The organism is Terrabacter sp. MAHUQ-38 (assembly GCF_014518425.1).
Classification (GTDB): domain Bacteria; phylum Actinomycetota; class Actinomycetes; order Actinomycetales; family Dermatophilaceae; genus Terrabacter.
Genome location: NZ_JACVCU010000001.1, coordinates 251,583 through 273,800, shown reverse-complemented (window position 1 = coordinate 273,800; position 22,218 = coordinate 251,583). Strand labels below are relative to the sequence as shown.

Sequence of the window (22,218 nt, the reverse complement as noted above, 5' to 3'; positions counted from 1 at the left end):
TGGTGGCTTGCATGACGAGCACCTTCGGCTTCAGTCCGGGCCAGCCACCGGAGTGGGAGATCGAGCGGTTCTTGCGCGGCGACGAGGTCGACACGGCCGTGATCACCCTGGAACGCAACCGGCGTACGTTCGCGTGGAAGTGCGCCGATGTGGGCCGTGAGGGGCTGCGTCTGCGGCTCGGCGCGTCGTCGGTGACACTGGGAGGCCTGCTCAAACACCTCGCGTGGGTCGAAGAGCTCTATTTCCAGAACAGGCTCGCCGACCGCCAGTCCATGGCACCGTTCGACCAACGGGACCCCGAGGATGACTGGGAAGACTGGGCCTGGAGCACGGCAGCCGACGACACCCCGGATGAGTTGCGTGCCCTGTGGGTCGCCACCGTGCACCGCTCCCGCGACGCGCTGGCCGTGGCGCTGTCCCGCGGTGGGCTGGAGCAGACCACCCCGAGCGGGATGAGCCTGCGCCGGCTGCTGGCGGACATGATCGAGGAGTACGCCCGCCACACCGGGCATGCCGACCTGCTGCGTGAGCAGTTCGACGGGGCTACAGGAGAGGGCCCGCCGCCGGGCTTTCCGGTGCCCTGAGCCCGCGGTTCGACTTCGTCGTCGCTCGGATGAGCAGGTCCAGCGGCTGGTGTGAGGCTTGCTCGCAGACCCACAAGAAGCCCTGTCATGGCGTAGACAAGCTGGGCCCCCCTCCGAGTCGATCCCCTCTCGCGCCAAGGGAACTGGTCACGTGGACGGGCCAACTCTTCGGCGTCCGATGGTTTGATGGTCGGCCGGGTCCAGGGTCGCCACGCGCAGGATCTCGCCGGTGGTGTTCTGGCCTCGCGGGACATCGGCCGACCCACTAGCCTCGCGCTCAGTGCGTCTCCGGGGAGGCCGGGACGCCGTTACGAAAGTCAGGGGAGAACGCCAACAATGAGATCGTTCCGCATCGCCGCAACCGCTGCCCTCATGGCCGCGACGCTCGTCGCCGCCGCGCCCGACGCGATGGCCAACAGTTTCGACGTCTCTGTGGGTGGGGGAGGACGTGTCTCATACAACGACGGCGGCGACAGCCTCTGCGCGTCGCTCTCCGGTACGTCCGGTTATGACGTGCTGACCATGACGGCCTACCCCGTCGTTTCCGGCCGCGGCCCGGAGCGGTCGTTCACCGTCCATCGCGGCGAGGAGGTATGCCGCTCACTCGCGACGGCCTACGAGGACTCGGCATACAGATACACAGGGGTTCTCGGCTACGAGCCGCCGTGCCGCTGCGGCTCCCGCTTTGGTGGCGAGTTCTACAGCTGACGAACGCTCGCTGCGCTGCCGTCGGCAGGGAGCTGACGGCCGCCTCGGCGCGCGCTGGCTGCAGCTCGCGAAAGGGCATCCAAGGTCGGCGCGGCGCGAAGCTTGACCCGTCCGGGGCTGGCCCGCCGCAGGGGACTGACCGTAGGCGTCGGGTGTCGGCGGGCCGGTTCAGCCTTGACCCCTTTGACGGTGGAGGCCGAGGCCTCCCACCTTGCACTGACCCACGGCCTGTTTGCCGCCATTCCTGGTCTGGGAACACGCGCGGGCTGAGCCTCCGAAGCGCTGCGAATCCTAGGGCGAAGGTGCGCGCTCCGGCATCGTCGAGGTCCCTTGGTTCAGGAGCCGTGAAGTCCTCTGATCCTCGGGGACCACAGACCCCAACCATCACCGCACTCGGCGAGTCGTGCTCACCCCAACGCAGGTCGGTGGAGCCCCTCGAAACGGCCTCGAGCCGGCAACGCCAGTGCCAGACTGGTCGATCGAGACCAGCGAAGATGCCCGGTCACGGGGCCGGCGGCTGGCTCGAGGAGGCGAGATGGCACGACGACCATTCCTTGCCGCCGCCGGAGCCTTGGCCCTCGTCGGGGCCATGGCCACGGTGACGCCAGCCGGTGCGGCCACCGACCGCATCAGCGCGATCCCATCCGCCGAGGCCGCAGCCATCTGCGACGACCTCTGGTCCGGGGTCTTCGAGACACCGAGCAGCGAGCCCCTCGCGGGCTGTCAGTGGAACATGGCGCTCATCGGTGCCGATGACGACACCCGTTCCCGACAGGCCGGGGCCGGCGTGCGCGTCGGCATCATCGACAGCGGCGTCGATCTGACGCACCCCGACGTCGCGCCGAACCTCGACATCAACGCATCGTGCTCCTTCGTGCGCGCGGACGACCCCGCGATCGTCGCCGGCCTTGCCGACGACTCCGAGGCGGGCGGCGGCGACTGCTCGAACAAGGGCGCCGTCGACGACAAGAGCGGGCACGGCACTCACGTCGCCTCGATCGTCGCCTCGCCTGTCAACGGCCTCGGCGTGGCCGGGGTCGCCCCGGAGGCCACGTTGGTCGCGCTGAAGGCGTGCACGAGCTCCGGGTACTGCTTCGGCTATGCCGTCGCGGACGCCCTACGCGCAGCAGGCGACCTCCAGCTCGACGTCGTCAACCTCAGCCTCTTCGCTGACCCGTACCTGTACTACTGCGGCAACGACGCGACCCAGCGCGCCCAGGCGGCTGCGATCCGTGACGCGGCTCGGTACGCGCAGACCCGGGGGGTCCTCATCGTCGCGTCGAACGGCAACGAGACCGACGACCTCCAGCACCCGACCGAGGACCACATCAGTCCCGATGGGCCCGATGACACCGCCATCGAGCGCGCGGTCGGTAACCAGTGCCGCGTCCTTCCCGCCGAGCTGCCTGGTGCCGTCACGGTTTCGGCGACCGGGCCGATCGGCTACCCCGGCTACACGATGAACATCGCGAGCTACAGCAGCGTCGGCAGCACCGAGGTCGCCGCACCCGGCGGCGACTACTTCAGCGCCACCGGCACGGTTCAAGACGCCGTGCTCGCCGCGACGCCGCAGGACGGCGCGATCTGGGCGGGCTTCGACCCGCTGAACGCCGCCTTCCCCGGCATCACCGTCATCGACCAAGGCGCCACCTTCGTCTACCTCAACGGCACGTCGATGGCGTCGCCGCATGCCGCAGGCGTCGCCGCACTCATCGTCGGCCAGCACCCCGGCTGGGGGCCGAGCGCGGTCAAGGCGGCCCTGCTACGGACGGCCTCTGCCCTCGACTGCCCGCTCGACTGGGAGCCGCTCGACCCGACCGATGAGCGCCTGCGCTGCTACGGCAGCGGGGGCGGGGGCACGTCCTTCTTCGGACACGGGCTGGTGGACGCGGACGCCGCGTCGCGCTCGTAACGCCAGGCCCGAGTGCAACCGGTCGTATGCCGCTGAGCCAGCTCAGCGGCATACGACCACTCTGTGGATTCGCGGTCCGTGTCTCGTCCGTGTGCTCGATGCCGCAGATCTCGAACTCGAGCGAGACCTTCTCGGAGACAAGCGTGCCGCCGGTGTCGAGCGGCATGTGCCACTCGGGGCCCATGAAACCTCCAGCGAGTCAACCTCCCAGCGCTCATGGGATCTCCTGGGATGCGGTCGCTCGGCGACAGCGTGTCAACCCACCCCGCAAACGTCATCATCCTGTGGCCGGTGTGACGTGCCCATAGTGGGCGGGATGGGTGCCCCCGCTGGGCCAGGTGGAGTACTAGAGGAAGACGGACCGGGCGAAATGCAGTCGTCCTCCTGACCTATCGCTGACGAGGCGTCCTCGGTCACCCGAGCCGGGAGCGGTACCAGGCCAGCTTTCCCTCGACGCGTTCGAGATTGCTCTGGAGCTCGCGGATCTGGCGCAGCACCTCGGTCCGGTGCTCGTCCAGCAGCTCGATGCGGGCACCGATGGTCGCGTCGTCGTCCTCGCCGACGAGGGTGGCGAACTCGCGCATTCGCCGGATCGGCATGCCGGTGTCGCGCAGGCACGTGAGCACGCCGATCCAGTCGAGGTCGCCCTGGGAGTAGCGGCGGTGACCGCTCGCGGTGCGTTCGGTGCGGAGCAGGTTCTCGCGCTCGTAGTACCGCAGCGTGTCGATGCTGACCCCGGCCTCTCGCGCAGCCTCACCCACGCGAAGGCCGGCGGCTTCGTTGCGCGTCGTCGTCATCGGTCCACCGTAGACGTAGCGAGCGTCGGAAAGAGGGGGCTGACAAGGGCTTGATCTGGTGCGCGCTCAAGGATCTAGCGTCGTTGGCATGACGACATCAGAGAAGACCATCACCACCCGGCGAACCCTCGGCCGCAGTGGGATCGACGTGAGCGCCCTCGGAGTGGGGTGCTGGGCCATCGGCGGCCCCTGGACCATGGGCGGCCAGCAGGCGGGCTGGGGCGAGGTCGACGACGACGAGTCGGTCCGCGCACTGCGCGCAGCGATCGCCGGCGGGGTCACGTTCTTCGACACGGCCGCCAACTATGGCGCCGGCCACAGCGAGGTCGTGCTCGGTCGGGCCCTGGCAGGGCGCCGTGACGACGTCGTGCTCGCCACGAAGTTCGGCTACGTCGTCGACGAGGCGGGCACGAGCGTCCGTGGCGTCGACGTGACGCCGGACGCGGTGCGGCAGTCGTGCGCCGACAGCCTGCGACGCCTGGGCACGGACTGGATCGACCTGTTCCAGCTGCACGTCGGCGACCTCGACCCCGCCCGGGCCGAGGACGTGCGCGCCGTGCTCGAGTCGCTCGTCGACGAGGGCATCATCCGCGCATACGGGTGGAGCACCGACGACGTGGAGCGGGCCCGAGTCTTCGCCGCGGGCCCGCACTGTGCCTCCGTCCAGCACCAGCTCAACGTGCTCGAGGACAACCCGGCCATGCTCGACTTCTGTGAGAGCGAGGACCTCGCCAGCATCAACCGCGGCCCCCTGGGGATGGGCGTTCTCACGGGCGCCTACGACGGCGGGGCGAAGCTCTCGGCAACCGACGTCCGCGCGACGGGTGCCGCCTGGATGAAGTACTTCATCGACGGCAGGCCGAACCCGGAGTGGCTGGCCCGCGCGGCCGCGATCCGTGAGGTCATCACGTCCGGTGGGCGCACTCCCGCCCAGGGGGCGCTCGCGTGGATCTGGGGGCGGAGCCCGGCCACCGTCCCGATCCCCGGCGTCCGCACCGTGGCGCAGGCCGAGTCGAACGCCGCGGCTCTCCAGCACGGCCCCCTGACCCAGGAGCAGATGTCGGAGGTCGCGCGCCTGCTCGCCTGAGGACGCACCGGCGGCACCCGGCATTCGCCACCTTCCGTACCAAACGGGTGGCGAATGCCGTCCGCTCTGCAGAACGTGGCCGAGGAAGGGTTGGGATTCTCCGCGCGGTGTGATTAGGTAAGGCTCGCCTTAGTCCTCGTCGCGCCCTGCGACGCAACCCACGCCGGGGGAGCCCGTGATCGTCTGTCACTGTGCGGTGGTGACCGACCGCGACCTCACCGACGCCTGGGACTCCGGCGCGCGCAGCCTCGGGCAGGCCTGCCGCGCGACCGGCGCGGGGACCGACTGCGGCACGTGCGTCTTCTCGCTCAAGCGCCTCCTGTGCCAGCATGGGGAGGCCCAGTCGGCAGCTACGGAGGTGGAAGGTGAAGCCAGTTAAGCCCCGCATCGTCGAGCTCCTCAACGATGCCTTGACCTTCGAGCTCACGGTCACGAACACGTACTTCCTGCACGCCCGCATGCTCGACAACTGGGGCTTCTCCAAGCTCGGCAAGGTCTTCTACGACCTGTCCCTCGACGAGATGCGCGACGCCGACGACCTCATCAACCGCATCCTCATGTTCGAGGGTCACCCCAACGTCCAGAAGCTCGGCTCGATCCGCATCGGTGAGGACGCCAAGGAGATGCTCACGCTCGCCCTGGAGAGCGAGAAGGCCGCCGTCGCCCAGTTCAACGCCGGCGCCGAGGAGTGCCACAAGCTCGGCGACCACGGCACGGCGGCAGTGTTCGAGCAGATGGTCCAGGACGAGGAGAAGCACGCGGACTGGTTCGAGAGCCAGCTCGACGCCGTGGAGCGCATCGGCATCCAGCAGTACCTCGCGCAGCAGCTCGGTAGCGACGCACCCTAGGTGCGCAGGCTCAGACGGCCCGCACGGCATCGATGATGGTTGCCGGCGCACGTGATCCGGGCTCGGCTGAGGAGCCCGGTGGCTACGAGGAGTTCCTGCGCATGGTGCCGCTCTTCGCCGACCTGGACGCCGTCGACCTGGCACGGCTGTGCCGGATGGTGCACGAGGTCGACCTCCGTGCCGGTGAGGTCCTCTTTCACGAGGGCACGCTGGCGGACCGTGCGTTCGTGCTGCACCGGGGTGAGATCCAGGTCGTCAAGGTCGTCGACGGTCGCGAGGTCGACATCGACACGCACGACGAGCCCGGGACGGTCATCGGGGAGATGGCCCTGCTCGAGGAGACGACGCGTCTGGCCACGGTGCGTGCCCGGCGCGACTCGCACCTGCTGGCGCTCGACCACGAGCAGGTCGCCTCCCTGCTGCACGCGAGCCCGAGCGCCGCCAAGGTCATCCTGCACACGTTGACCCGGCGCTGGCGCTCGCTCGAGGCGCAGGTGCACCACAACGAACGGATGGCCCAGCTCGGGACGCTGGCCGCCGGCATTGCCCACGAGCTCAACAATCCCGTGGCCGCGGTGGTCCGTGGCACCCAGCAGCTCACAGGGTCGCTCGACCGTTCGACCGAGGCGCGCGCCGCCCTCGAGCGCGCTGACCTCACGGCCGACCAGCGAGCGCTTCTGAGTGCGCTGGTCGCCGAGGTCGAGCAGGCGCTGACCCCGCCCGCGGCCCTGGACGCCCTGACCCGGGTCGGCCTCGAGGACGAGCTCGAGGTGTGGCTGGACCGGCACGGCGTGGACGATGGCTGGGAGGTGGCCCCCGGGCTCGTCGGGCTGGGCCTCACTTCCGACCGACTGGGCCGGCTGGCAGAGGACTTCGGGCCCGACCGCCTGCCCGTGCTCGCCCGGTGGCTGTCCGCCACGTTCACCGTGCGCTCCCTGCTCGTCGAGGTCGGTCATGGCGCGAGCCGCGTCGCCGAGACGGTGCAGGCCCTCAAGTCGTACGTCCACCTCGACCAGGCGACTCTCCAGGACGTCGACGTCAACCAGGGGCTCGAGGACACCCTGCTGTTCCTGCGCCACAGGCTGCTACCCGACGTCCGGGTCGAGCGAGCCTACGCCGCAGACCTCCCCCGGGTCGGGAGCTACGCGAGCGAGCTGAACCAGGTCTGGACCAACCTCATCGACAACGCCGTGGACGCCGTGGACGGCCACGGGACCATCGTCGTGCGGACCCAGCGGGAGGTCGCCGCCGTCGTCGTCGAGATCGAGGACGACGGTCCCGGGATCCCGAGTGCTGACGTGGCCCGCGTCTTCGACCCGTTCTTCACGACGAAGCCGCCCGGTCAGGGCGCCGGCCTCGGGCTCGGAACCTGCCACCACATCATCGAGCGGCACCGTGGCCGGATCACGGTGGACTCCCGTCCCGGTCGCACCGTCTTCCGGGTGGAGCTGCCCGTGACGGTGTGAGGCGGTGCCCGCGGTCAGAGCGCCTTCGCCGCCTCGATGAGGGTGTCGGCGGCGAACCGCAGGCCCTCGAGCTGGTCGAGCTCCTGGTCCTCGTGCTCGATGTTGACGGGCATGTCCGGGTCCACCTTGTGCAGGGCGCGGAGGAACTCCGTCCAGTACGCCGTGTCGTGACCGCGGCCGACCGCGACGAAGTCCCACGACGGGCTCTTCGGCCAGCCGCTGAGCGTCGTGCCACCGCCCAGGGGCAGGTAGCCGGGCTCGCCCTCGGAGACCCGGTAGAAGCTGTCGTCGATGACACCGTTGACCTTGGCGGCCTCGTTGATGCGGGTGTCCTTGGCGGCCGCGTTGACGACGAGCTCACCGAGGTCGGCGACGGCGAGGACCGGGTCGATGCCCTGCCAGAACAGGTGGCTCGGGTCCATCTCGGCGCCGATGTGCGTCGCGCGCACCTCCTCGGCGAGGCGGTGCATGGTGCGCGGGTTGAAGACGATGTTGCCCGGGTGCATCTCGATGGCGACCTTGACGTCGGCGTCGGCGGCGCGTGCCTGGACGTCCTTCCAGTACGGGATCGCGACACTCCACTGGTGGTCCTGGACGTCGAGGAACGGGCTCCACCAGGGGAGCGGGTTCCACACGGGCACAGATGTTCCCGGCTCAGCGCCGGGCGTGCCGGACATCGTGACGAGCCGCTTGACGCCGAGCAGGGCGGCGAGCTCGATCGAGTCGACGAGGTCCTGCGAGTGCGGGAAGCCCGCGGCCGGGTGGAGCGGGTTTCCGTTGCAGTTGAGGGCGGTCAGGGTCAGGCCGCGCGAGGTGAACTCACCGAGGTACTGCTGGCGCGCGTCCTCGCTGGAGCGCAGGTCGTCGACCGGGAGGTGGATCGGGGGCAGGAAGCCGCCGGAGTTGATCTCGACGCTCGTGAGGCCGAGGCCGGCGATGATGTCGAGGGCCTCGGTGAGCGTCTTGTCTCCGAGGCAGGCGTTGTAGGCGCCGAGCTGCATGGGTGGATCCTTCCGAAAGTGCTTGGGATGGTCGGAGAGTCAGGCGACGGAGATCGTCGCGCCGCCGGCCGAGGCGGACCGGGCCACCGCGTCGATGATCTGGAGGTCGCGCACGCCGTCCTCGAGGGGCGCGACCGGAGGCAGGCCCTTGATGCCGGCGACCTGCTCGAGGAAGGCGCGGGCCTGGTAGCCGAAGAGGTCACCGACGCCGAACGAGCAGCCGGGAAAGTCCATGGGCAGACCGCCCTTGACGTACGGGTGGGCCGGCCCGGCGAGCACCTGGTTGTAGCCGTTGAAGGCGGAGTGGCGGTCGTCGGTCTGGTTCAGGATGACGCTGAACTCGGCGGGCCGGTCCATGTCCCACTTGGCGGCGCCGTGCTGGGCCATGACGTCGAACGCCAGCGAGTTGGCGTGGCCGGGCGCGATGCGCGAGATCGAGAAGGTGCCGAGCGCGCCGCTCGCGAAGTGTGCGGTGAAGCTCGCGACGTCGTCGTTCTCGACAGGCTCGCGCACATCGGAGAGCTCGGCCTTGGCGTGGCCGTACGTCGTGCCGAGGGGGACGGCGCGCTCGGTGACCTTCGTCGTGAACGTGCCGCCGCTGACCGACTCCATGGGCCCGCAGAGGAACTCGGAGAGGTCGATGAGGTGGCTGCCGATGTCGGCGAGGGCGCCGGTGCCGGGGCCGCCCTTGTAGCGCCAGGCCATCGGCGTCTCGGGGCTGAGGGCGTAGTCGCACCAGTAGCGGCCGTTGAAGTGGGACACCTCGCCGAGCTCCTCGCGGAGGAGGTCGCGCACGGCGGCCACGGCGGGCTGGCGCCGGTAGACGAAGCCGACGCCGCTCTCCTGGTCAGGGTGCGCCTGGGCGGCGGCCACCATGGCCCGCGCGTCCTCGAGGCTCGCTGCGAGCGGCTTCTCGCAGAGCACGTGCTTGCCGGCGTCGAGGAGTGCCTCGACGATCTCGCGGTGCAGGTGGTTGGCGACGACGACGCTGACGACCTGCACGTCGTCGGCGTCGAGGAGCTCGCGCCAGTCGGTGCCGGACCGCTCGTAGCCGTAGCGGGTGGCGGCGTCCTCCGCCACGGCCGCGTTGGCGTCGACCACGGCGGCATACCGGATCGGGGGGAGCGGCGGGTCGAAGAGCGTCGGGGCGGAGCGGTAGCCGGCGCAGTGGGCCCGGCCGGCCATGCCGGCGCCGATGACGGCGACGCCGATGGGGGCAGTGGTCATGATGTGCCTCTCTGGACATCGTTTCGTACGCTAGTCTTAAAGCGCTTTAAGAGAGTGTGCTGGTCCCGCCACCGCGCTGTCAACGCTTTGTCCTGACAAACTGGGCCGCGTCGTCGCCCGACCCGAGGAGCCGTATGCCGTCCCGCCCGCCGCGTCCGCGCCTCGACGACGTCGCCGCCCGCGCAGGCGTCTCCACGGCATCCGTCTCACTCGTGCTGCGGGGCCGCCCCGGCCCGTCCGAGTCCACGCGTGCGGCCGTGCTGCGCGCGGCGTCCGACCTCGGCTACCGGGCTGACCGCACGGCGAGCCTCCTCGCGCGACGGCGCACGCAGCTGCTCGGCGTGACGATGGACGTCCGCAGCACCTTCCACGGCGAGCTGCTGGAGGACCTGCAGGCCGCCGCAGACGATCGTGGCTATGACCTCGTCGTCAGCCCGCTGACGCGCACACGTGACGAGCGCCGCGCCGTCGAGTCGTTGCTCGACTTCCGCTGCGAGGCCCTGCTGCTCCTCGGCCCCCGGCTCTCCGACGCGGAGCTCGCCGCGCTCGCCGAGGAGCACCACGTGGTCGCCATCGGCCGTCGCGCCCACGTCGCCGGGGTCGACGTCGTCCGTGCCGCCGACGACGTCGGTGTCGGCCTGGCCGTCGAGCACCTCGTCGACCTGGGGCACCGCGACATCGTCTTCGTCGACGGCCCGCGGGGTCCGATCTCGACGCTGCGTCGACAGGGCTACCGCCGAACCATGAAGCGCCGCCGTCTCGCCGATGCCGCCCTCGTCGTCGCGGGCGGTGACGACGAGGAGTCGGGCGCGGCCGCCGCCGCAGGCCTGCGCAGCGGCGGCACGACCGCCGTCGTGGCGTTCAACGACCGGGCGGCCCTCGGCCTCATCGACCGGCTGCGGCGGGACGGTGTCGACGTGCCGGGCGACGTCTCGGTCGTCGGCTACGACGACAGCCCCATCGCCCGTCTCGCGACCGTCGACCTCACGAGCGTCAGCCAGATCCCCGATGCGATGGCGACCGCCGCCGTCGAGGCCGCGACCCAGCGCCTCGACGACGGTCGAACGGAACCCGTCGAGCTCGTCCTGGAGCCGCAGCTGGTGATCCGCGGCACGACGTCACCGGGCGCTGACAGGACGGCCCGGCGCGGCGGCATACGCGAGGACTGACCGCTGGAGTCGGGACGCACTACCGTCGGAGGATGGTCGACAAGCTCTCGCGCCAGGCGGCGTCCGACGCACTGCCCGAGTGGCGGCTCCTGCTCCAGCGCATGCACCTCACGGTCCGCGCGCCCGACGCCGCGACCGCCTTCGCCCTCGTCGCGAGAGTGGGTGAGGTGGCGGCCACGGTCGGTCGCCAGCCCGACGTCGACGTGCGCGGCGAGGTCGTGCACCTGACCGTGTCGACCGAGCCGGCCGGCGGCGTCAGCGAGGCAGACGTCGAGCTGGGGCGCGCCATCGACAGAGTCGTCGCCGAGATGGGCCTGCCATCCGAGCCACAGTCCCTGACGGTGCTCGAGATCGCCATCGACGCGATGGACATCGACGCCGTACGCCCCTTCTGGCACGCCGTGCTCGGCTGGGACGTCATCGCCCGCGACGACCTGCAGGACCCCCTTCGGATGGGCCCGGCCCTGTGGTTCCAGCAGATGGACGAGCCCAGGCTGCAGCGCAACCGGATCCATCTCGACGTCACCGTCGCCCACGACGAGGCGCCCGGGCGCATCGAGCGGGCGCTTGCGGCCGGTGGGCGACTGGTCTCGGACACCAGGGCCCCGGCCTTCTGGATCCTCGCCGACCCCGAGGGCAACGAGGCGTGCGTCTGCACCTGGCAGGGCCGCGACCCCGTGCAGGGCGGCTGACTCGCCCTGCCGTCAGTCGGCCGCCTCTGCATCGTGCGCGGCAAGGACGACGAGGTCGGCCACCTCGTCGGGGTGGGTGAAGAGGTTGTTGTGCGAGCCGCCGAGCAGCGAGGTCCTCACGCTCGCTGCGCTGCCTGCTGAGGTGGCGAGCCTGTCGAGCCACTCGGCCGGCGCGTACGCGTCGTGGACGCCCGCCGTGACGGTCACGGGCGCCGGGAGCTGGGTGATCCGCTCCTCCGGCGCGTCGCGCAGACTGCCCCGCAGGATCGCGATGATCCCGGTGCGACCGCGATAGATCTCGGCCGGGTCGAGCTCGTGCGGGGCGTCGTTGCGGTAGGCGAGCGGGGTCGCCAGGGCCAGACCGGGGAGGCGCCGCTGCCGGGGTGTGAAGGTCGGGCCGGCCATGACGAGCGAGAGGCGGCGCCGGCGCTCGCCGAGCGCCAGGGCGGTCGTGAGCGCAGCCTGCGCACCCGTCGAGTGACCCAGGACGACGACGGGCCGGTCGGCCGCCTCGCAGGCCAGCCAGCGCGCGGCGGTGAGACCGATGGCGTGGATGTTCGGTCGCGTCGACCGCGGTCGGTCGGACCCGAAGCCGGGCAGGTCGAGCACCGTGCAGTCGAGGCCTCGTGCGACGAGGGCCCGTCCGGTACGCAGCGTGTAGAACGGCAGGCCGAGTCCCGGAAGGACGACGACGAGCGGCCTTGTGCCAGAGGCTCCGTCGCCGACCACCAGCGAGCGCACGTACCGCCCGTTGACGGCTGTGAGCCTCTCGTGCACGTCCGTCCCGAGGTGACGCCCCGCCACTATGAGCCAGCCGATCGGGCTGGTGGTGCCGTGCTGGAGCGCACGACGAGCTCGGGCTCGATGACCACGGGCTCGATGATCACCGGCTCCGCCGCGGGCCCTGGCGCGTCGCCGAGCCGGGGCTCGACGTCGAGGCGGCGGGTCAGGGATCGCACCGCTTCGGCCCCGAGACGTTCCGCGTCCTGGCGCACGGTCGTCAGCGCCACGTGCGGGTATCCCGCCTCCGTGATGTCGTCGAAGCCGACGACCGACACGTCGCCGGGCACACGCAGGCCCGCCTGCCGAACGACGTCGACGAAGCCGATCGCGCACCGGTCGTTGAACGCCGCGACCGCGGTGGGCCGCTGCTGCGGAGCGTCGAGCGCGAGGAAGGCGCGGGCCGCCTGGGCGCCCTCGAGCTCGCTCAGCCCGCCGGGCAGGACCGTCTCGACGAGGCCGGGAGACCGGCGGACCGCAGCGCGGTAGCCGCGTCGCCGTTCGGCCGCCCCGGCTGTGCGACCGCCGTCGAGCAGGGCGATGCGGGTGTGGCCGAGGCTGCGCAGGTGCTCGACGGAGAGGCGCAGGCCGGCGGTGTCGTCCGTTCGCACGACGCCCACGTCCCGGCCGGGCACGGCGCGAAGGACGCTCACGACCGGCAGCCGCGCCGACAGGCGCCCGAGCTGGGCCGCGGTCTGGCTGCTGCCGAGCAGGACGATGCCCTCGCACCTCTCGGACAGCAGGGTCTCGACGGCGGACGTCTCCGAGCGTGACGGCGTCACCCCGCTGAGGACGAGCTCGTAGCCTGCGGCGTCGGCGTGCGTGTAGAGGCTCCCGAGGAGGTCCCCGTGGAAGGCGTGACCGACCCGGAACGTGACGCCGAGCGTGCGGGTTCGGCTGCTGCCCAGCCGGCTCGCGCGGGTGTCGGGTCGATAGTCCAGCTCACGTGCCGCGGCAAGGACCCGCTCGCGCGTCGCGTCGGAGGCGCCGGCGACGCCGCGGAAGACGATGGACACGAGGGCGCGTGAGACGCCGGCCCGCGCGGCGACGTGCTCCATCGTGACCTTCTCGGCTCCCACGTCCGCGACTCTAGAGCGCTCCACTGCGGCGGACCACCTCTTGACCGGCGTGGCGGGGAGCGGCTTCAATGACCGGAGCACTAGAGCGCTCTAGTACGTATCTGCGAAGGAGCAGTCATGACGCGTATCGACCCCGTCCGGTTCGGCCTCATCGGAGCCGGCCGCATCGGCACCCATCACGCCACGACGCTCGCGCGCCGCCTCGGCGAGGCAGACCTCGTCGTCGTCGCCGACCCGCAGGCCGTGGCCGCCGAACGCCTCGGCGAGCAGCTGGGGGTCGAGTGGCTCACGGATCCCCAGGCGCTCATCGACGACCCGCGCGTCGAGGCGGTCGCGATCACGTGCGCGAGCACGGCGCACGCCGACCTCGTCGTCGCGGCGGCCGAGGCCGGCAAGGCCGTCTTCGTGGAGAAGCCGATGGCGATGACCCTCGCCGACGCCGACCGCGCCATCGCCGCGTGCCAGGCTGCCGGCGTACCCCTGCAGGTGGGGTTCAACCGTCGCTTCGCCCGCGACTTCGTCACGGCCCGCGAGACGGTGGTGGCGGGCGGCATCGGCACGCCCCAGCTGCTGCGGTCGCTGACCCGCGACCCCGGACTCGCCAACCCAGGGGCCGTGCCGCCGTGGACGATCTTCACCCAGACGCTCATCCACGACTTCGACGCGCTCAACTGGTTCAACGCCGACGCGACGGCCGTGGAGCTCTCGGTCATGGCCGACGCGCTCGTGGCGCCCGACTTCAAGGAGGCCGGGCTGCTCGACACCGCGGTGGTCACGATCCGCTACGACAACGGCGCGATCGGCGTCGCCGAGGCCAGCTTCTCAGCGGCATACGGCTACGACGTGCGCGGCGAGGCCTTCGGCTCGGCCGGCATGGTCACCGCCGGGAACCCCGCGCACCTGAGCACCGCCCACTGGAGCGCCGCGGGCGTCTCGAGCCCGACGGCCCGCGCCGACACGGACCTGTTCACCGACGCGTATGCCGCAGAGCTCGCGGCCTTCTGCAGCACCGTTCGTGAGGGCACGCCGACGCAGGTTGGCGGCGAGGACGCCCGCGCCGCGCTGCGGATCGCGCTGGCGTGCATCGAAGCCGTCGAGACCGGGGGCACCGTCACCGTGCGCGACGCCGACCGCGCGGTCGAGGGAGCCGTGGCGCGATGACGAGGGGCACAGGGGCGAGCCCGTTCACGCTCGCGGTCAGCGCCGAGATGGTCTTCCTCGACCTGCCGTTCGCCGACCGGGTGCGCCGCATCCACGAGCTCGGGTTCCACGTGGAGATCTGGGACTGGACCCGTCACGACCTCGACGCGCTCGAGAGCCTACGCGACGAGGGTGTCGTCTTCTCGTCGATGACCGGCTACGTCCGGGGGCGGCTCGGTGACGACGAGGGTGCCGACGAGCTGCTCGCCACCGCGGCCGAGTCGGTGCCGGTAGCGAAACGCCTCGGAATTCCGCGCCTCAACCTCCACGGCACCGGCCTCGACGACCGAGGTCTACCGGTGCGGCCGGAGCCGGTCGCACCGGGCCCGATGTGGCTCACCGCGCAGCGCACGCTCGGTCGCCTCGGCGAGCTCGGCGAGCGCGAGGGCGTGATGTTCGTGCTCGAGAACCTCAACACCGCGGTCGACCACCCCGGTGTGCCGTTCGCGACGGCCGCCGACTGTCTCGCCCTCGTCGAGTCCGTCGACAGCCCGCACCTCAGGCTGATGCTCGACCTCTACCACGCACAGATCGGGGAGGGGAACCTCATCGAGCTCTGCCGGCGGGCGCTGCCCTGGATCGGCGAGATCCAGGTGGCCGACGTGCCGGGGCGCTGCGAGCCGGGCACCGGCGAGATCAGCTACCCCGCCGTCGCTCGGGCGCTCGCGGACATGGGCTACCGCGGGCCGGTCGGGCTCGAGGCCTTCGCGTCAGACGACCCCGAGCTGGCGCTCCAGCGCTTCCGCGAGGCCTTCACGCCCTGAACCTTCGCACGTCCGTATTGTCCTATTGGCACCAGTTCGGGCCTAGTCTCGCAAGCACCATCGTCGAGACGCACCCTCCGGGGAGGTCCTCATGACCGGTCACCGCCGCCTACGGCACGCGTCGATGTCTCGCGTGCGCGGGCGCGGTGGCGTGACCGCGACGGTCCTGGTGTTCGCCCTGGTCCCCGTCCTGGGCGTCGCGCCGCAGGCCGCCGCGGACGCGACGCCGAGCCCGACGCCGTCGGCGGCGACCTCGACGACATCGACATCGACATCGACATCGACCTCGACGCCGGCGGCGACGTCGGCGCACGCACCCACGCCCGCTCCGCCGGGCACGGTGACGGTCACCGGGACGCCCCGGGTCGGCGAGACGCTCACCGCCGTCACCGAGGGCTGGGACCCGGACCTCACGCTGACCTACCAGTGGCTCGTCGACGGCACGCCGGTCGCCGACGCGACCCGCCCGACGTTGGTGCTCACTGCACCGCAGCTGTCCAAGCGGGTCTCCGTCGTCGTCACGTCGTACCACGGCGACACCAAGGTCGACGAGGTGACGAGCGACGCGGTCGGCCCGGTCGCCCCGGGTGTCTTCACATCGGCGCCCGTCCCGACCGTCGGCGGCACCCTTCGCGTGGGGCGAGTCCTCACGGCAGATCCCGGCACGTGGACGCCCGGCGCGACGTTCGCCTACCAGTGGCTCGCGAACGGCGCCCCCATCAGCGGGGCGACCGCGCGCACCTATGTCCTGCAGGCCGGCGAACGGACGAAGCGGATCTCGGTCGCCGTCACAGGAAGCCGCAGCGGCTACACGCCGGTCAAGCGCACCTCGGCGCTCTCGACGGCCGTCGACTGGGGCGTCTTCGCGGCTGCTCCCACGCCGGCGGTGTCGGGAACGGTCCAGATCGGCTCGACCGTCACCGTCACGACGGGGACCTGGTCGCCGTGGGCCACCCGGACCTACCAGTGGCGCGTCGACGGCAAGAACGTCGCGGGCCAGACGAACTACTGGTTCTACCTCGATGCCACGCGGCTCGGTCACTCCGTCAGCGTCGTCATCACCGCCCGGCGGCCGGGGTTCCTCACGGTCGTGCGCACCAGCGGCAGCCGAGGACCGGTGACGCGGCCGTTCTCGACCGCACCGACCCCGAAGATCGGTGGGTTCTTCCGACGGGTCGGGCAGCCCATCTCGGTGAGCACGGGCACCTGGGAGCCGACGGCGACCCTCGCCGTCCAGTGGCGCCGCGAGGGTGCGGCGATCACGGGCGCGACGGGTCGCTCCTACCGCCCGACGACGGCCGACCTCGGCAAGCGGCTCACCGTCACCGTGACCGGGCGTCGCGCCGGCTACACGACGACCGCGCGCACGAGCGCCGCGACACCGGCGATCCTGCCCCCTCCGTACGGGTTCACGACCACCGGCAAGCCGGCGACGCCACCCGTGGCGGCGTACGCACCCGCGAGCGTGAAGCTCATCAGTGACGCCCAGTGGGAACGCATCAAGGCCGCGGGGGTGTGGCGCAGTGGCGACTGCCCCGGCTACCGGACGAGCTTCCGCCGGGTGGAGGTCCCCTACTGGGGCTTCGACGGCAAGACGCACCGCGGCTGGGTCAACGTCAACGCCGACGTCACGACGAGCACGGCCAAGATCTTCAACACCTTGTATGCCAAGCGTTTCCCGTTGCATCGGGTCGAAGGCATCGAGATGTTCGGTGGATGGGACTGGCTCGGTTCCAAGGCCAACGCGACGACCGCGTTCAACTGTCGCCGTGCCTCGGAACAGAACTCGCCGAACGGCTCGTCACCCCACGCCTGGGGCCGGGCGATCGACCTCAACCCCGTGCAGAACCCGTGGATCAACCCCCGCACCGGCACCTGGGACCCCAACGCGCCGGCTTCCGCGAGCGCACCCGGCACCATCCGCTACGGCGGCATGGTGTGGTCGCTGTTCCGGTCCTACAACTGGTACTGGTCGGGCACGGACGAGTGGAAGGACTACATGCACTTCGACACCGGCTACCCGTCGAGGTCGCGGGACGGCTACGTCGTCACCCCCGACGGCGACATCCTGGGGCGTGGCCCGGTCTGAGCGCGAAATGCATGCGGCGCGCACCGCGACCGGCGCTGCTGCATGGGCGAATTCGCCGGCATCGGCCAGAGATTCGAGCGTCAAGAGGGGTGCGCCCCTCGCCGACCCACCGCGCCTGTCTGCCGGGCGCACGTCTGCCACGGCCTGCCCACTGTGCGTGCGTTTCTCGGGTCGTCGCACCGTCGGCCCGTGTGTTGGTGACGTTCCAGCAGGGCGCGCCCTCCCGGGCGTCAGCGGACGACGAGCGCCAGGGCCGAGACGACGGTCGCGGCGAGCACGGCCTGGTCGAACCGCGCCTGGCTGAGCCGGCGTGCCGTGTGCAGGCCGACCCAGCAACCGACGAGCACGATCGGGATGAGCAGGGCCGTGCGCCCGAGGGTGTCGAGGTTGAACAGACCCAGCCCGGCGCTGAAGGGCACCTTGCAGAGGTTGACCCCGAAGAAGAAGAGGGCGCTCGTGCCGAGGAACCGGTGCTTCTCGACGCCCTGTGCGACGAGGTAGAGGGTCATCACGGGCCCCGCCGCGTTGGCCGTCATGGTCGCGAAGCCGGCTGCGACGCCGGTTCCGATCGCCGCGGTGCGCGAGGAGCCGATGCGGGCCGTGTCGGGGGAGCGCCACGACAGGACGAGCTGGAGTGCCGCGAGGACCAGCAGCAGCACCCCGATGCACCGACGCAGTGTGGTGTCGTCCACCCACGCGAGGAAGAGGGCGCCGAGGGCCAGACCGGGCAGGACGGCCGGGATGAGTCGCTTCAGCATCGCGAGGTCCGCATGGCGCCGGTAGTGCCAGACGGCGACGACGTCACCGACGAGGAGGAGCAGCAGGATCGCGGCCGTGGACTCCCGAGTCGGCAGGGCGATGGCGAAGATCGCGATGGCGATGCTCCCGACGCCGCCGATCGCGGTCTTGGCGAAACCGACGAGCAGAGCCGCCACACCGAGCAGCGCGAAGGTCGTCAGCGTCATGGCCGCGAGCGTATGCCGTGTGGCCGGGTCAGACGCCGAGCGAGCCACCGAGCTTGCCGAGCAGCGTGGCGAGAGCGCGTCGCTCACTCGGCGTCAGCGGCTCGAGCAGGCGGACCTCGTTGGCGAAGTGCTCGGGCGCCGCCCGGTCGATGAGCCGGCGCCCCTTGTCGGTCAGCGCGACGATGCGGCTGCGCCGGTCGCCGTCCGAGATGCGCCGCTCGACGAGACCCGCGCCCTCGAGCCGGTCGAGGCGCTTGGTCACAGCGCCCGACGTCACCATCGTCTGGTCCATGAGCTCGGTCGGCGTGAGCTCGAACGGCTCGCCGGTCCTGCGGAGCGTCGCCAGCACGTCGAAGTCGCCCTCGCCGAGCCCGTGGGCGTTGTAGACCTTGACGAGCTCGGCCGTCAGGGCCAGGGCGACGCGGTGCAGCCGCCCGATGACGAGCACGGGTGACGCGTCGAGGTCGGGCCGGACGGCCGCCCACTGGTCGACGACGTGCTGCGCGTGGTCCACATGGTCCATGGCTGGAATATATCTTCCCTAGAAGATAGTTTACCTTCCATGGAAGGCAACCGCCGCGGCTGGGGCACGATCGCGTTGACCGCGCTGCCTGCCGCCATCTGGGGATCGACGTATGCCGTGACGCAGGAGTGGCTGCCCCCCGACCGTCCGCTCTTCGCCGCGACCGCGCGCGCCCTGCCCGTAGGCCTGCTCATGCTGCTCTGGCTGCGCCGGCTACCCCGCCGTGACTGGTGGTGGCGCTCCCTCGTGCTCGGTGCCCTCAACATCGGGTTCTTCTACGCGCTCCTCTTCGTCGCTGCCTACCGGCTCCCAAGCGGCCTCGGCGCGACCCTCGTCGCCACGGCGCCCGTCATGACGATGGGAGTCACCTGGCTCCTGCTGAGCCAACGGCCGGCGCGGGTCTCCTCGGCAGCCGGACTCGTCGGCCTCGTCGGGGTCGGCATGCTCGTCCTGCAGAACGGCCTCGACAAGCCGCTCGACCCCATCGGCCTGGGCGCCGGGTTCCTCGCCGTCGTGCTGTCCTCGTTCGGCTTCGTGCTCACGAGGGCCTGGGCCCCGTCCGACGGCGTCGTCACCATGACGGCCTGGCAGCTCGTCGCCGGTGGCCTCGTGCTCCTGCCCATCGGGCTGGTCGTCGAAGGTGCGCCGCCGGCCCTCGACCTCCCGGCAGTCGTCGCACTGGTCTACCTCGGACTGGTCGGGAGCGGCCTCGCCTACGTCCTGTGGTTCCACGGTCTCGCGGTCCTCGGCCCGACGTCGGCCTCGATCATCGGCCTCGTCAACCCCGTCGTCGGCGTGCTCCTCGGCGTCGTCCTCCTCGGCGAGCACTTCGGTCCGGTCCACCTCGTCGCCATGGCGCTCGTCGTCGCGAGCGTCCTCGCTGCCCAGGAGCCGGTGCGCCGGGCCGTCGCCGCCCGGCGCGGCTCGACGCGCACCCCGTCGGCAGGTAAGGCTGTGCCATGGCCAACGACACGGAGCGCTCGTTCGACGTCATCGTCATCGGACTCGGACCGGGGGGCGAACACGTCGCGGGCACCCTTGCAGAGCGTGGGCTCTCGGTCCTGGGAGTAGACCACCGGCTCGTCGGGGGCGAGTGTCCCTACTGGGGCTGCATCCCGTCGAAGATGATGGTCCGCGCCGCAGACGCGCTGGCCGAGGCGCGCAGGGTCGAAGGCCTCGCGGGCTCGGTCGGCCGGGTGACCCCGGACTGGTCCGTCGTCGCGAAGCGGATCCGCGAGGAGGCCACCGACAGCTGGAACGACCAGGTCGCCGTCGACCGGCTGACCGGCAAGGGCGCGACCTTCGTGCGCGGCACGGGCACCATCTCGGGACCCGGCCGTGTCGACGTCGACGGCACGGCGTACACCGCGACGAAGGGCGTCGTCGTCAACACCGGCACGACGACCGTGGTCCCGCGCGTCGACGGTCTGGCCGACACGCCCTTCTGGACCAACCACGAGATCATCGAGGCCGCCGAGCTGCCCGCGTCGCTCGTCGTCCTCGGAGGCGGCGCCATCGGCTGCGAGCTGGGCCAGGCTGTGGCCCGGTTCGGGGTCGACGTCACGATCGTCGAGGCCGGCGACCGCATCCTCGCGCACGAGGAGCCCGAGGCGTCCGAGGCTCTGAAGACCGCCCTCGAGGCCGACGGCGTCACCGTGCTGCAGGGCGTCGGCGCCGAGAAGGTCCGACACGACGGGTCGACCTTCACGATCCACCTTGCCGACGGGTCGACGCTCACGGCCGAGAAGCTGCTCGTCGCCGCGGGCCGTCGCGCCGACCCCGCCGCCGTCGGTCTGGACCGGGTCGGTGTGCCCGAGGACGCCCGCACAGCGCCCGTCGACGACCGGTGCCGGGTGACCGACGGCGTCTGGGCCGTCGGCGACATCACCGGCCGGGGCGCCTTCACCCACGTGTCGATGTACCAGGCAGGTGTCGTCATCCGTGACGTCCTCGGAGACGACGGTCCGCCGGCGGAGTATGCCGCCCTCCCGCGCGTCACCTTCACTGATCCCGAGGTCGGCGCCGTGGGCCTGACCGAGAAGCAGGCGCGCGACAGCCTGGCGGACGTACGGGTCGGCGTCACGCCGCTCGGTGAGACGACCCGCGGCTGGATCGCCAGGGCCGATGGCTTCATCAAGGTCGTCGCCGACGCAGAGCGCGGCGTCCTCGTGGGCGCGACGACGATGGGACCTGCCGGGGGCGAGGTCCTCGGCGCGCTCGCCGTCGCGGTCCACGGCCAGGTGCCGGTCGACCGGCTCCGGTCGATGATCTATGCGTACCCGACGCTGCACCGCGGCATCGAGGACGCGCTCGGCCGGCTGGCGTGACCGGACGCTACCGTGACCCCATGGCACAGCGACTGCTCGCCCTCGACCTCGACGGCACGACGCTCAACCACATGGGCGAGCTCTCCGACCGCGTGCGCGAGGCCGTGCAGGCCCTGCCCGACGACATCGAGGTCGTCGTCGCCACCGGACGTTCGATCATCGCGACGACGCCCGTCCTCGAGGCGCTCGGCCTGCGTCACGGCTTCGCGATCTGCTCCAACGGGGCCGTGACCCTCGAGCTCGACCCGACTGCGGCGGCGGGCTACACGATCATCGACACCATCACGTTCGACCCGCGGGCGGTCCTCGAGAAGCTGCGCATCGAGCTGCCCGACGCGCTCATCGCCGTAGAGGAGCTCGGTGTCGGCTTCAAGGTGAGCAAGCACTTCCCCGACGGCGAGCTCATGGGCGCGTCGCGTGAGGTGAGCTGGGAGGAGCTCGTCGAGCACCCCGTCACGCGTGTCACCCTGCGACAACCGGAGGCGAGCGCCGAGGAGTTCATGGAGATGGTCGAGCGCGCCGGCCTGCACGGCGTCTCCTACGCCGTCGGCTGGTCGGCCTGGCTCGACATCAACCCCGAGGGCGTCTCCAAGGCGAGCGCCCTCGAGCTCGTGCGTCGGCGCCTCCAGGTGGAGCCGAGCCAGACCGTCGCCTGTGGCGACCAGCGCAACGACCTCGAGATGCTCCACTGGGCTGCGTGGGGCGTCGCGATGGGCAACGCCCCCGACGAGGTGAAGGCCGTCGCCGACGAGGTGACCGGCCACGTCGACGACGACGGCCTCGTGCCGATCCTCGAGGCCGTCGCCCAGGCCGCTCGCGACGGCATCCCGTTCCGCGACGGCGTCGAGTCGGCCGCGACGGCCCGGCTCGAGCTCTAGCCCGGGGACGCGGCCCGAGTGCACCATCAACTCGCGCAGGATGAGCTCGACCGGCCATGTCGAAGTCCGCGCGTGCCGTTCGACGTAGGGGTGAGGCGGGGGCCACGACCCCGCCGGCACCA

At 71.3% G+C, this 22,218-nt stretch carries 22 protein-coding genes; 15 read left to right on the top strand and 7 right to left on the bottom strand.

Annotation, left to right across the window (positions count from 1 at the left end; genetic code table 11):
- Positions 1-11 precede the first annotated feature (11 nt).
- The 3 genes from H9I49_RS01335 to H9I49_RS01325 all read left to right on the top strand — a co-directional run bounded on the left by H9I49_RS01335 (position 12) and on the right by H9I49_RS01325 (position 3,204).
- Entirely contained in the window at positions 12-584 is a 573-nt protein-coding gene (locus H9I49_RS01335) for a DUF664 domain-containing protein (RefSeq protein ID WP_188028482.1), read from the top strand.
- A 336-nt stretch (positions 585-920) separates the two neighbouring features.
- Positions 921-1,292 (top strand): hypothetical protein, encoded by a 372-nt coding sequence (locus H9I49_RS01330; protein WP_188028480.1) that lies wholly within the window; start codon positions 921-923, stop codon positions 1,290-1,292.
- Between the two features lie 535 nt (positions 1,293-1,827).
- Positions 1,828-3,204: a S8 family serine peptidase gene (locus H9I49_RS01325; protein WP_188028479.1), complete on the top strand. Its 1,377-nt coding sequence runs from the start codon at positions 1,828-1,830 to the stop codon at positions 3,202-3,204.
- A 413-nt stretch (positions 3,205-3,617) separates the two neighbouring features.
- On the opposite strand, the gene H9I49_RS01320 is transcribed toward H9I49_RS01325, so the two are convergent.
- Positions 3,618-4,001, bottom strand: coding sequence for a MerR family transcriptional regulator (locus tag H9I49_RS01320; protein WP_188028477.1), 384 nt, complete (start codon positions 3,999-4,001; stop codon positions 3,618-3,620).
- 88 nt (positions 4,002-4,089) lie between these two features.
- Between H9I49_RS01320 and H9I49_RS01315 the strand changes: the two genes are divergently transcribed.
- The 4 genes from H9I49_RS01315 to H9I49_RS01300 all read left to right on the top strand — a co-directional run bounded on the left by H9I49_RS01315 (position 4,090) and on the right by H9I49_RS01300 (position 7,402).
- Positions 4,090-5,088, top strand: coding sequence for an aldo/keto reductase (locus H9I49_RS01315; RefSeq protein WP_188028475.1), 999 nt, complete (start codon positions 4,090-4,092; stop codon positions 5,086-5,088).
- A gap of 175 nt (positions 5,089-5,263) precedes the next feature.
- Positions 5,264-5,467: a (2Fe-2S)-binding protein gene (locus H9I49_RS01310; protein ID WP_188028473.1), complete on the top strand. Its 204-nt coding sequence runs from the start codon at positions 5,264-5,266 to the stop codon at positions 5,465-5,467.
- Positions 5,454-5,936 (top strand): bacterioferritin, encoded by a 483-nt coding sequence (gene bfr / locus H9I49_RS01305; RefSeq protein WP_188028471.1) that lies wholly within the window; start codon positions 5,454-5,456, stop codon positions 5,934-5,936. Before H9I49_RS01310 ends, bfr begins: the two co-directional genes overlap by 14 nt.
- 35 nt (positions 5,937-5,971) lie before the next feature.
- Positions 5,972-7,402: a sensor histidine kinase gene (locus H9I49_RS01300; protein WP_188028470.1), complete on the top strand. Its 1,431-nt coding sequence runs from the start codon at positions 5,972-5,974 to the stop codon at positions 7,400-7,402.
- A gap of 14 nt (positions 7,403-7,416) precedes the next feature.
- Here H9I49_RS01300 and H9I49_RS01295 read toward each other — a convergent pair whose 3' ends face one another.
- Positions 7,417-8,403, bottom strand: coding sequence for a sugar phosphate isomerase/epimerase (locus H9I49_RS01295; protein ID WP_188028469.1), 987 nt, complete (start codon positions 8,401-8,403; stop codon positions 7,417-7,419).
- Between the two features lie 39 nt (positions 8,404-8,442).
- The gene (locus tag H9I49_RS01290) at positions 8,443-9,630 is read right to left on the bottom strand and encodes a Gfo/Idh/MocA family protein (protein ID WP_188028468.1); all 1,188 of its coding nucleotides are present in this window, start codon (positions 9,628-9,630) and stop codon (positions 8,443-8,445) included.
- 134 nt (positions 9,631-9,764) lie between these two features.
- Here H9I49_RS01290 and H9I49_RS01285 point away from each other — a divergent pair, with 134 nt between their 5' ends.
- Entirely contained in the window at positions 9,765-10,799 is a 1,035-nt protein-coding gene (locus H9I49_RS01285; protein ID WP_188028467.1) for a LacI family DNA-binding transcriptional regulator, read from the top strand.
- A gap of 32 nt (positions 10,800-10,831) precedes the next feature.
- Complete coding sequence (locus H9I49_RS01280) at positions 10,832-11,491, top strand: VOC family protein (RefSeq protein WP_188028466.1); 660 nt, start codon at positions 10,832-10,834, stop codon at positions 11,489-11,491.
- A gap of 12 nt (positions 11,492-11,503) precedes the next feature.
- Here H9I49_RS01280 and H9I49_RS01275 read toward each other — a convergent pair whose 3' ends face one another.
- Together H9I49_RS01275 and H9I49_RS01270 are read right to left on the bottom strand one after the other, a co-directional pair.
- Positions 11,504-12,268 carry an alpha/beta fold hydrolase gene (locus H9I49_RS01275; protein ID WP_188028465.1) on the bottom strand — a complete coding sequence of 255 codons (765 nt, stop codon included), beginning with the start codon at positions 12,266-12,268 and terminating at the stop codon, positions 11,504-11,506.
- A gap of 26 nt (positions 12,269-12,294) precedes the next feature.
- A complete protein-coding gene (locus H9I49_RS01270) occupies positions 12,295-13,350 on the bottom strand; it encodes a LacI family DNA-binding transcriptional regulator (protein WP_370587381.1) in 1,056 nt (351 codons plus the stop codon).
- Positions 13,351-13,467: 117 nt separating this feature from the next.
- Here H9I49_RS01270 and H9I49_RS01265 point away from each other — a divergent pair, with 117 nt between their 5' ends.
- The 3 genes from H9I49_RS01265 (at position 13,468) to H9I49_RS01255 (ending at position 17,403) form a co-directional block, all read left to right on the top strand.
- Positions 13,468-14,511: a Gfo/Idh/MocA family oxidoreductase gene (locus H9I49_RS01265; RefSeq protein ID WP_188028464.1), complete on the top strand. Its 1,044-nt coding sequence runs from the start codon at positions 13,468-13,470 to the stop codon at positions 14,509-14,511.
- The gene (locus H9I49_RS01260) at positions 14,508-15,314 is read left to right on the top strand and encodes a TIM barrel protein (RefSeq protein WP_188028463.1); all 807 of its coding nucleotides are present in this window, start codon (positions 14,508-14,510) and stop codon (positions 15,312-15,314) included. Before H9I49_RS01265 ends, H9I49_RS01260 begins: the two co-directional genes overlap by 4 nt.
- A 91-nt stretch (positions 15,315-15,405) precedes the next feature.
- The gene (locus H9I49_RS01255; RefSeq protein WP_188028462.1) at positions 15,406-17,403 is read left to right on the top strand and encodes a M15 family metallopeptidase; all 1,998 of its coding nucleotides are present in this window, start codon (positions 15,406-15,408) and stop codon (positions 17,401-17,403) included.
- A gap of 230 nt (positions 17,404-17,633) precedes the next feature.
- On the opposite strand, the gene H9I49_RS01250 is transcribed toward H9I49_RS01255, so the two are convergent.
- Positions 17,634-18,368 (bottom strand): sulfite exporter TauE/SafE family protein, encoded by a 735-nt coding sequence (locus H9I49_RS01250; protein ID WP_188028461.1) that lies wholly within the window; start codon positions 18,366-18,368, stop codon positions 17,634-17,636.
- 28 nt (positions 18,369-18,396) lie between these two features.
- Positions 18,397-18,891, bottom strand: coding sequence for a MarR family winged helix-turn-helix transcriptional regulator (locus H9I49_RS01245; protein ID WP_188028460.1), 495 nt, complete (start codon positions 18,889-18,891; stop codon positions 18,397-18,399).
- A 39-nt stretch (positions 18,892-18,930) separates the two neighbouring features.
- Between H9I49_RS01245 and H9I49_RS01240 the strand changes: the two genes are divergently transcribed.
- The 3 genes from H9I49_RS01240 to H9I49_RS01230 are packed head-to-tail and all read left to right on the top strand — an operon-like array spanning position 18,931 to position 22,096.
- Positions 18,931-19,962: an EamA family transporter gene (locus H9I49_RS01240; RefSeq protein WP_188028459.1), complete on the top strand. Its 1,032-nt coding sequence runs from the start codon at positions 18,931-18,933 to the stop codon at positions 19,960-19,962.
- The gene (locus H9I49_RS01235; RefSeq protein ID WP_188028458.1) at positions 19,851-21,218 is read left to right on the top strand and encodes an NAD(P)/FAD-dependent oxidoreductase; all 1,368 of its coding nucleotides are present in this window, start codon (positions 19,851-19,853) and stop codon (positions 21,216-21,218) included. Before H9I49_RS01240 ends, H9I49_RS01235 begins: the two co-directional genes overlap by 112 nt.
- 20 nt (positions 21,219-21,238) lie before the next feature.
- Positions 21,239-22,096: an HAD family hydrolase gene (locus H9I49_RS01230; RefSeq protein WP_188028457.1), complete on the top strand. Its 858-nt coding sequence runs from the start codon at positions 21,239-21,241 to the stop codon at positions 22,094-22,096.
- Positions 22,097-22,218 lie beyond the last annotated feature (122 nt).

What these genes read in the sequence shown, in the direction of transcription:
- H9I49_RS01240 (WP_188028459.1), top strand. Translation starts at nt 18,931, where the DNA reads ATGGAAGGCAACCGCCGCGGCTGGGGCACGATCGCGTTGACCGCGCTG.
- H9I49_RS01230 (WP_188028457.1), top strand. Translation starts at nt 21,239, where the DNA reads ATGGCACAGCGACTGCTCGCCCTCGACCTCGACGGCACGACGCTCAAC.
- H9I49_RS01260 (WP_188028463.1), top strand. Translation starts at nt 14,508, where the DNA reads ATGACGAGGGGCACAGGGGCGAGCCCGTTCACGCTCGCGGTCAGCGCC.
- H9I49_RS01295 (WP_188028469.1), bottom strand. Translation starts at nt 8,403, where the DNA reads ATGCAGCTCGGCGCCTACAACGCCTGCCTCGGAGACAAGACGCTCACC.
- H9I49_RS01250 (WP_188028461.1), bottom strand. Translation starts at nt 18,368, where the DNA reads ATGACGCTGACGACCTTCGCGCTGCTCGGTGTGGCGGCTCTGCTCGTC.
- H9I49_RS01285 (WP_188028467.1), top strand. Translation starts at nt 9,765, where the DNA reads ATGCCGTCCCGCCCGCCGCGTCCGCGCCTCGACGACGTCGCCGCCCGC.
- H9I49_RS01315 (WP_188028475.1), top strand. Translation starts at nt 4,090, where the DNA reads ATGACGACATCAGAGAAGACCATCACCACCCGGCGAACCCTCGGCCGC.
- H9I49_RS01320 (WP_188028477.1), bottom strand. Translation starts at nt 4,001, where the DNA reads ATGACGACGACGCGCAACGAAGCCGCCGGCCTTCGCGTGGGTGAGGCT.
- H9I49_RS01280 (WP_188028466.1), top strand. Translation starts at nt 10,832, where the DNA reads ATGGTCGACAAGCTCTCGCGCCAGGCGGCGTCCGACGCACTGCCCGAG.
- H9I49_RS01255 (WP_188028462.1), top strand. Translation starts at nt 15,406, where the DNA reads ATGACCGGTCACCGCCGCCTACGGCACGCGTCGATGTCTCGCGTGCGC.
- H9I49_RS01300 (WP_188028470.1), top strand. Translation starts at nt 5,972, where the DNA reads ATGGTTGCCGGCGCACGTGATCCGGGCTCGGCTGAGGAGCCCGGTGGC.
- H9I49_RS01290 (WP_188028468.1), bottom strand. Translation starts at nt 9,630, where the DNA reads ATGACCACTGCCCCCATCGGCGTCGCCGTCATCGGCGCCGGCATGGCC.
- H9I49_RS01330 (WP_188028480.1), top strand. Translation starts at nt 921, where the DNA reads ATGAGATCGTTCCGCATCGCCGCAACCGCTGCCCTCATGGCCGCGACG.
- H9I49_RS01265 (WP_188028464.1), top strand. Translation starts at nt 13,468, where the DNA reads ATGACGCGTATCGACCCCGTCCGGTTCGGCCTCATCGGAGCCGGCCGC.
- H9I49_RS01245 (WP_188028460.1), bottom strand. Translation starts at nt 18,891, where the DNA reads ATGGACCATGTGGACCACGCGCAGCACGTCGTCGACCAGTGGGCGGCC.
- H9I49_RS01335 (WP_188028482.1), top strand. Translation starts at nt 12, where the DNA reads ATGACGAGCACCTTCGGCTTCAGTCCGGGCCAGCCACCGGAGTGGGAG.
- H9I49_RS01325 (WP_188028479.1), top strand. Translation starts at nt 1,828, where the DNA reads ATGGCACGACGACCATTCCTTGCCGCCGCCGGAGCCTTGGCCCTCGTC.
- H9I49_RS01235 (WP_188028458.1), top strand. Translation starts at nt 19,851, where the DNA reads ATGGCCAACGACACGGAGCGCTCGTTCGACGTCATCGTCATCGGACTC.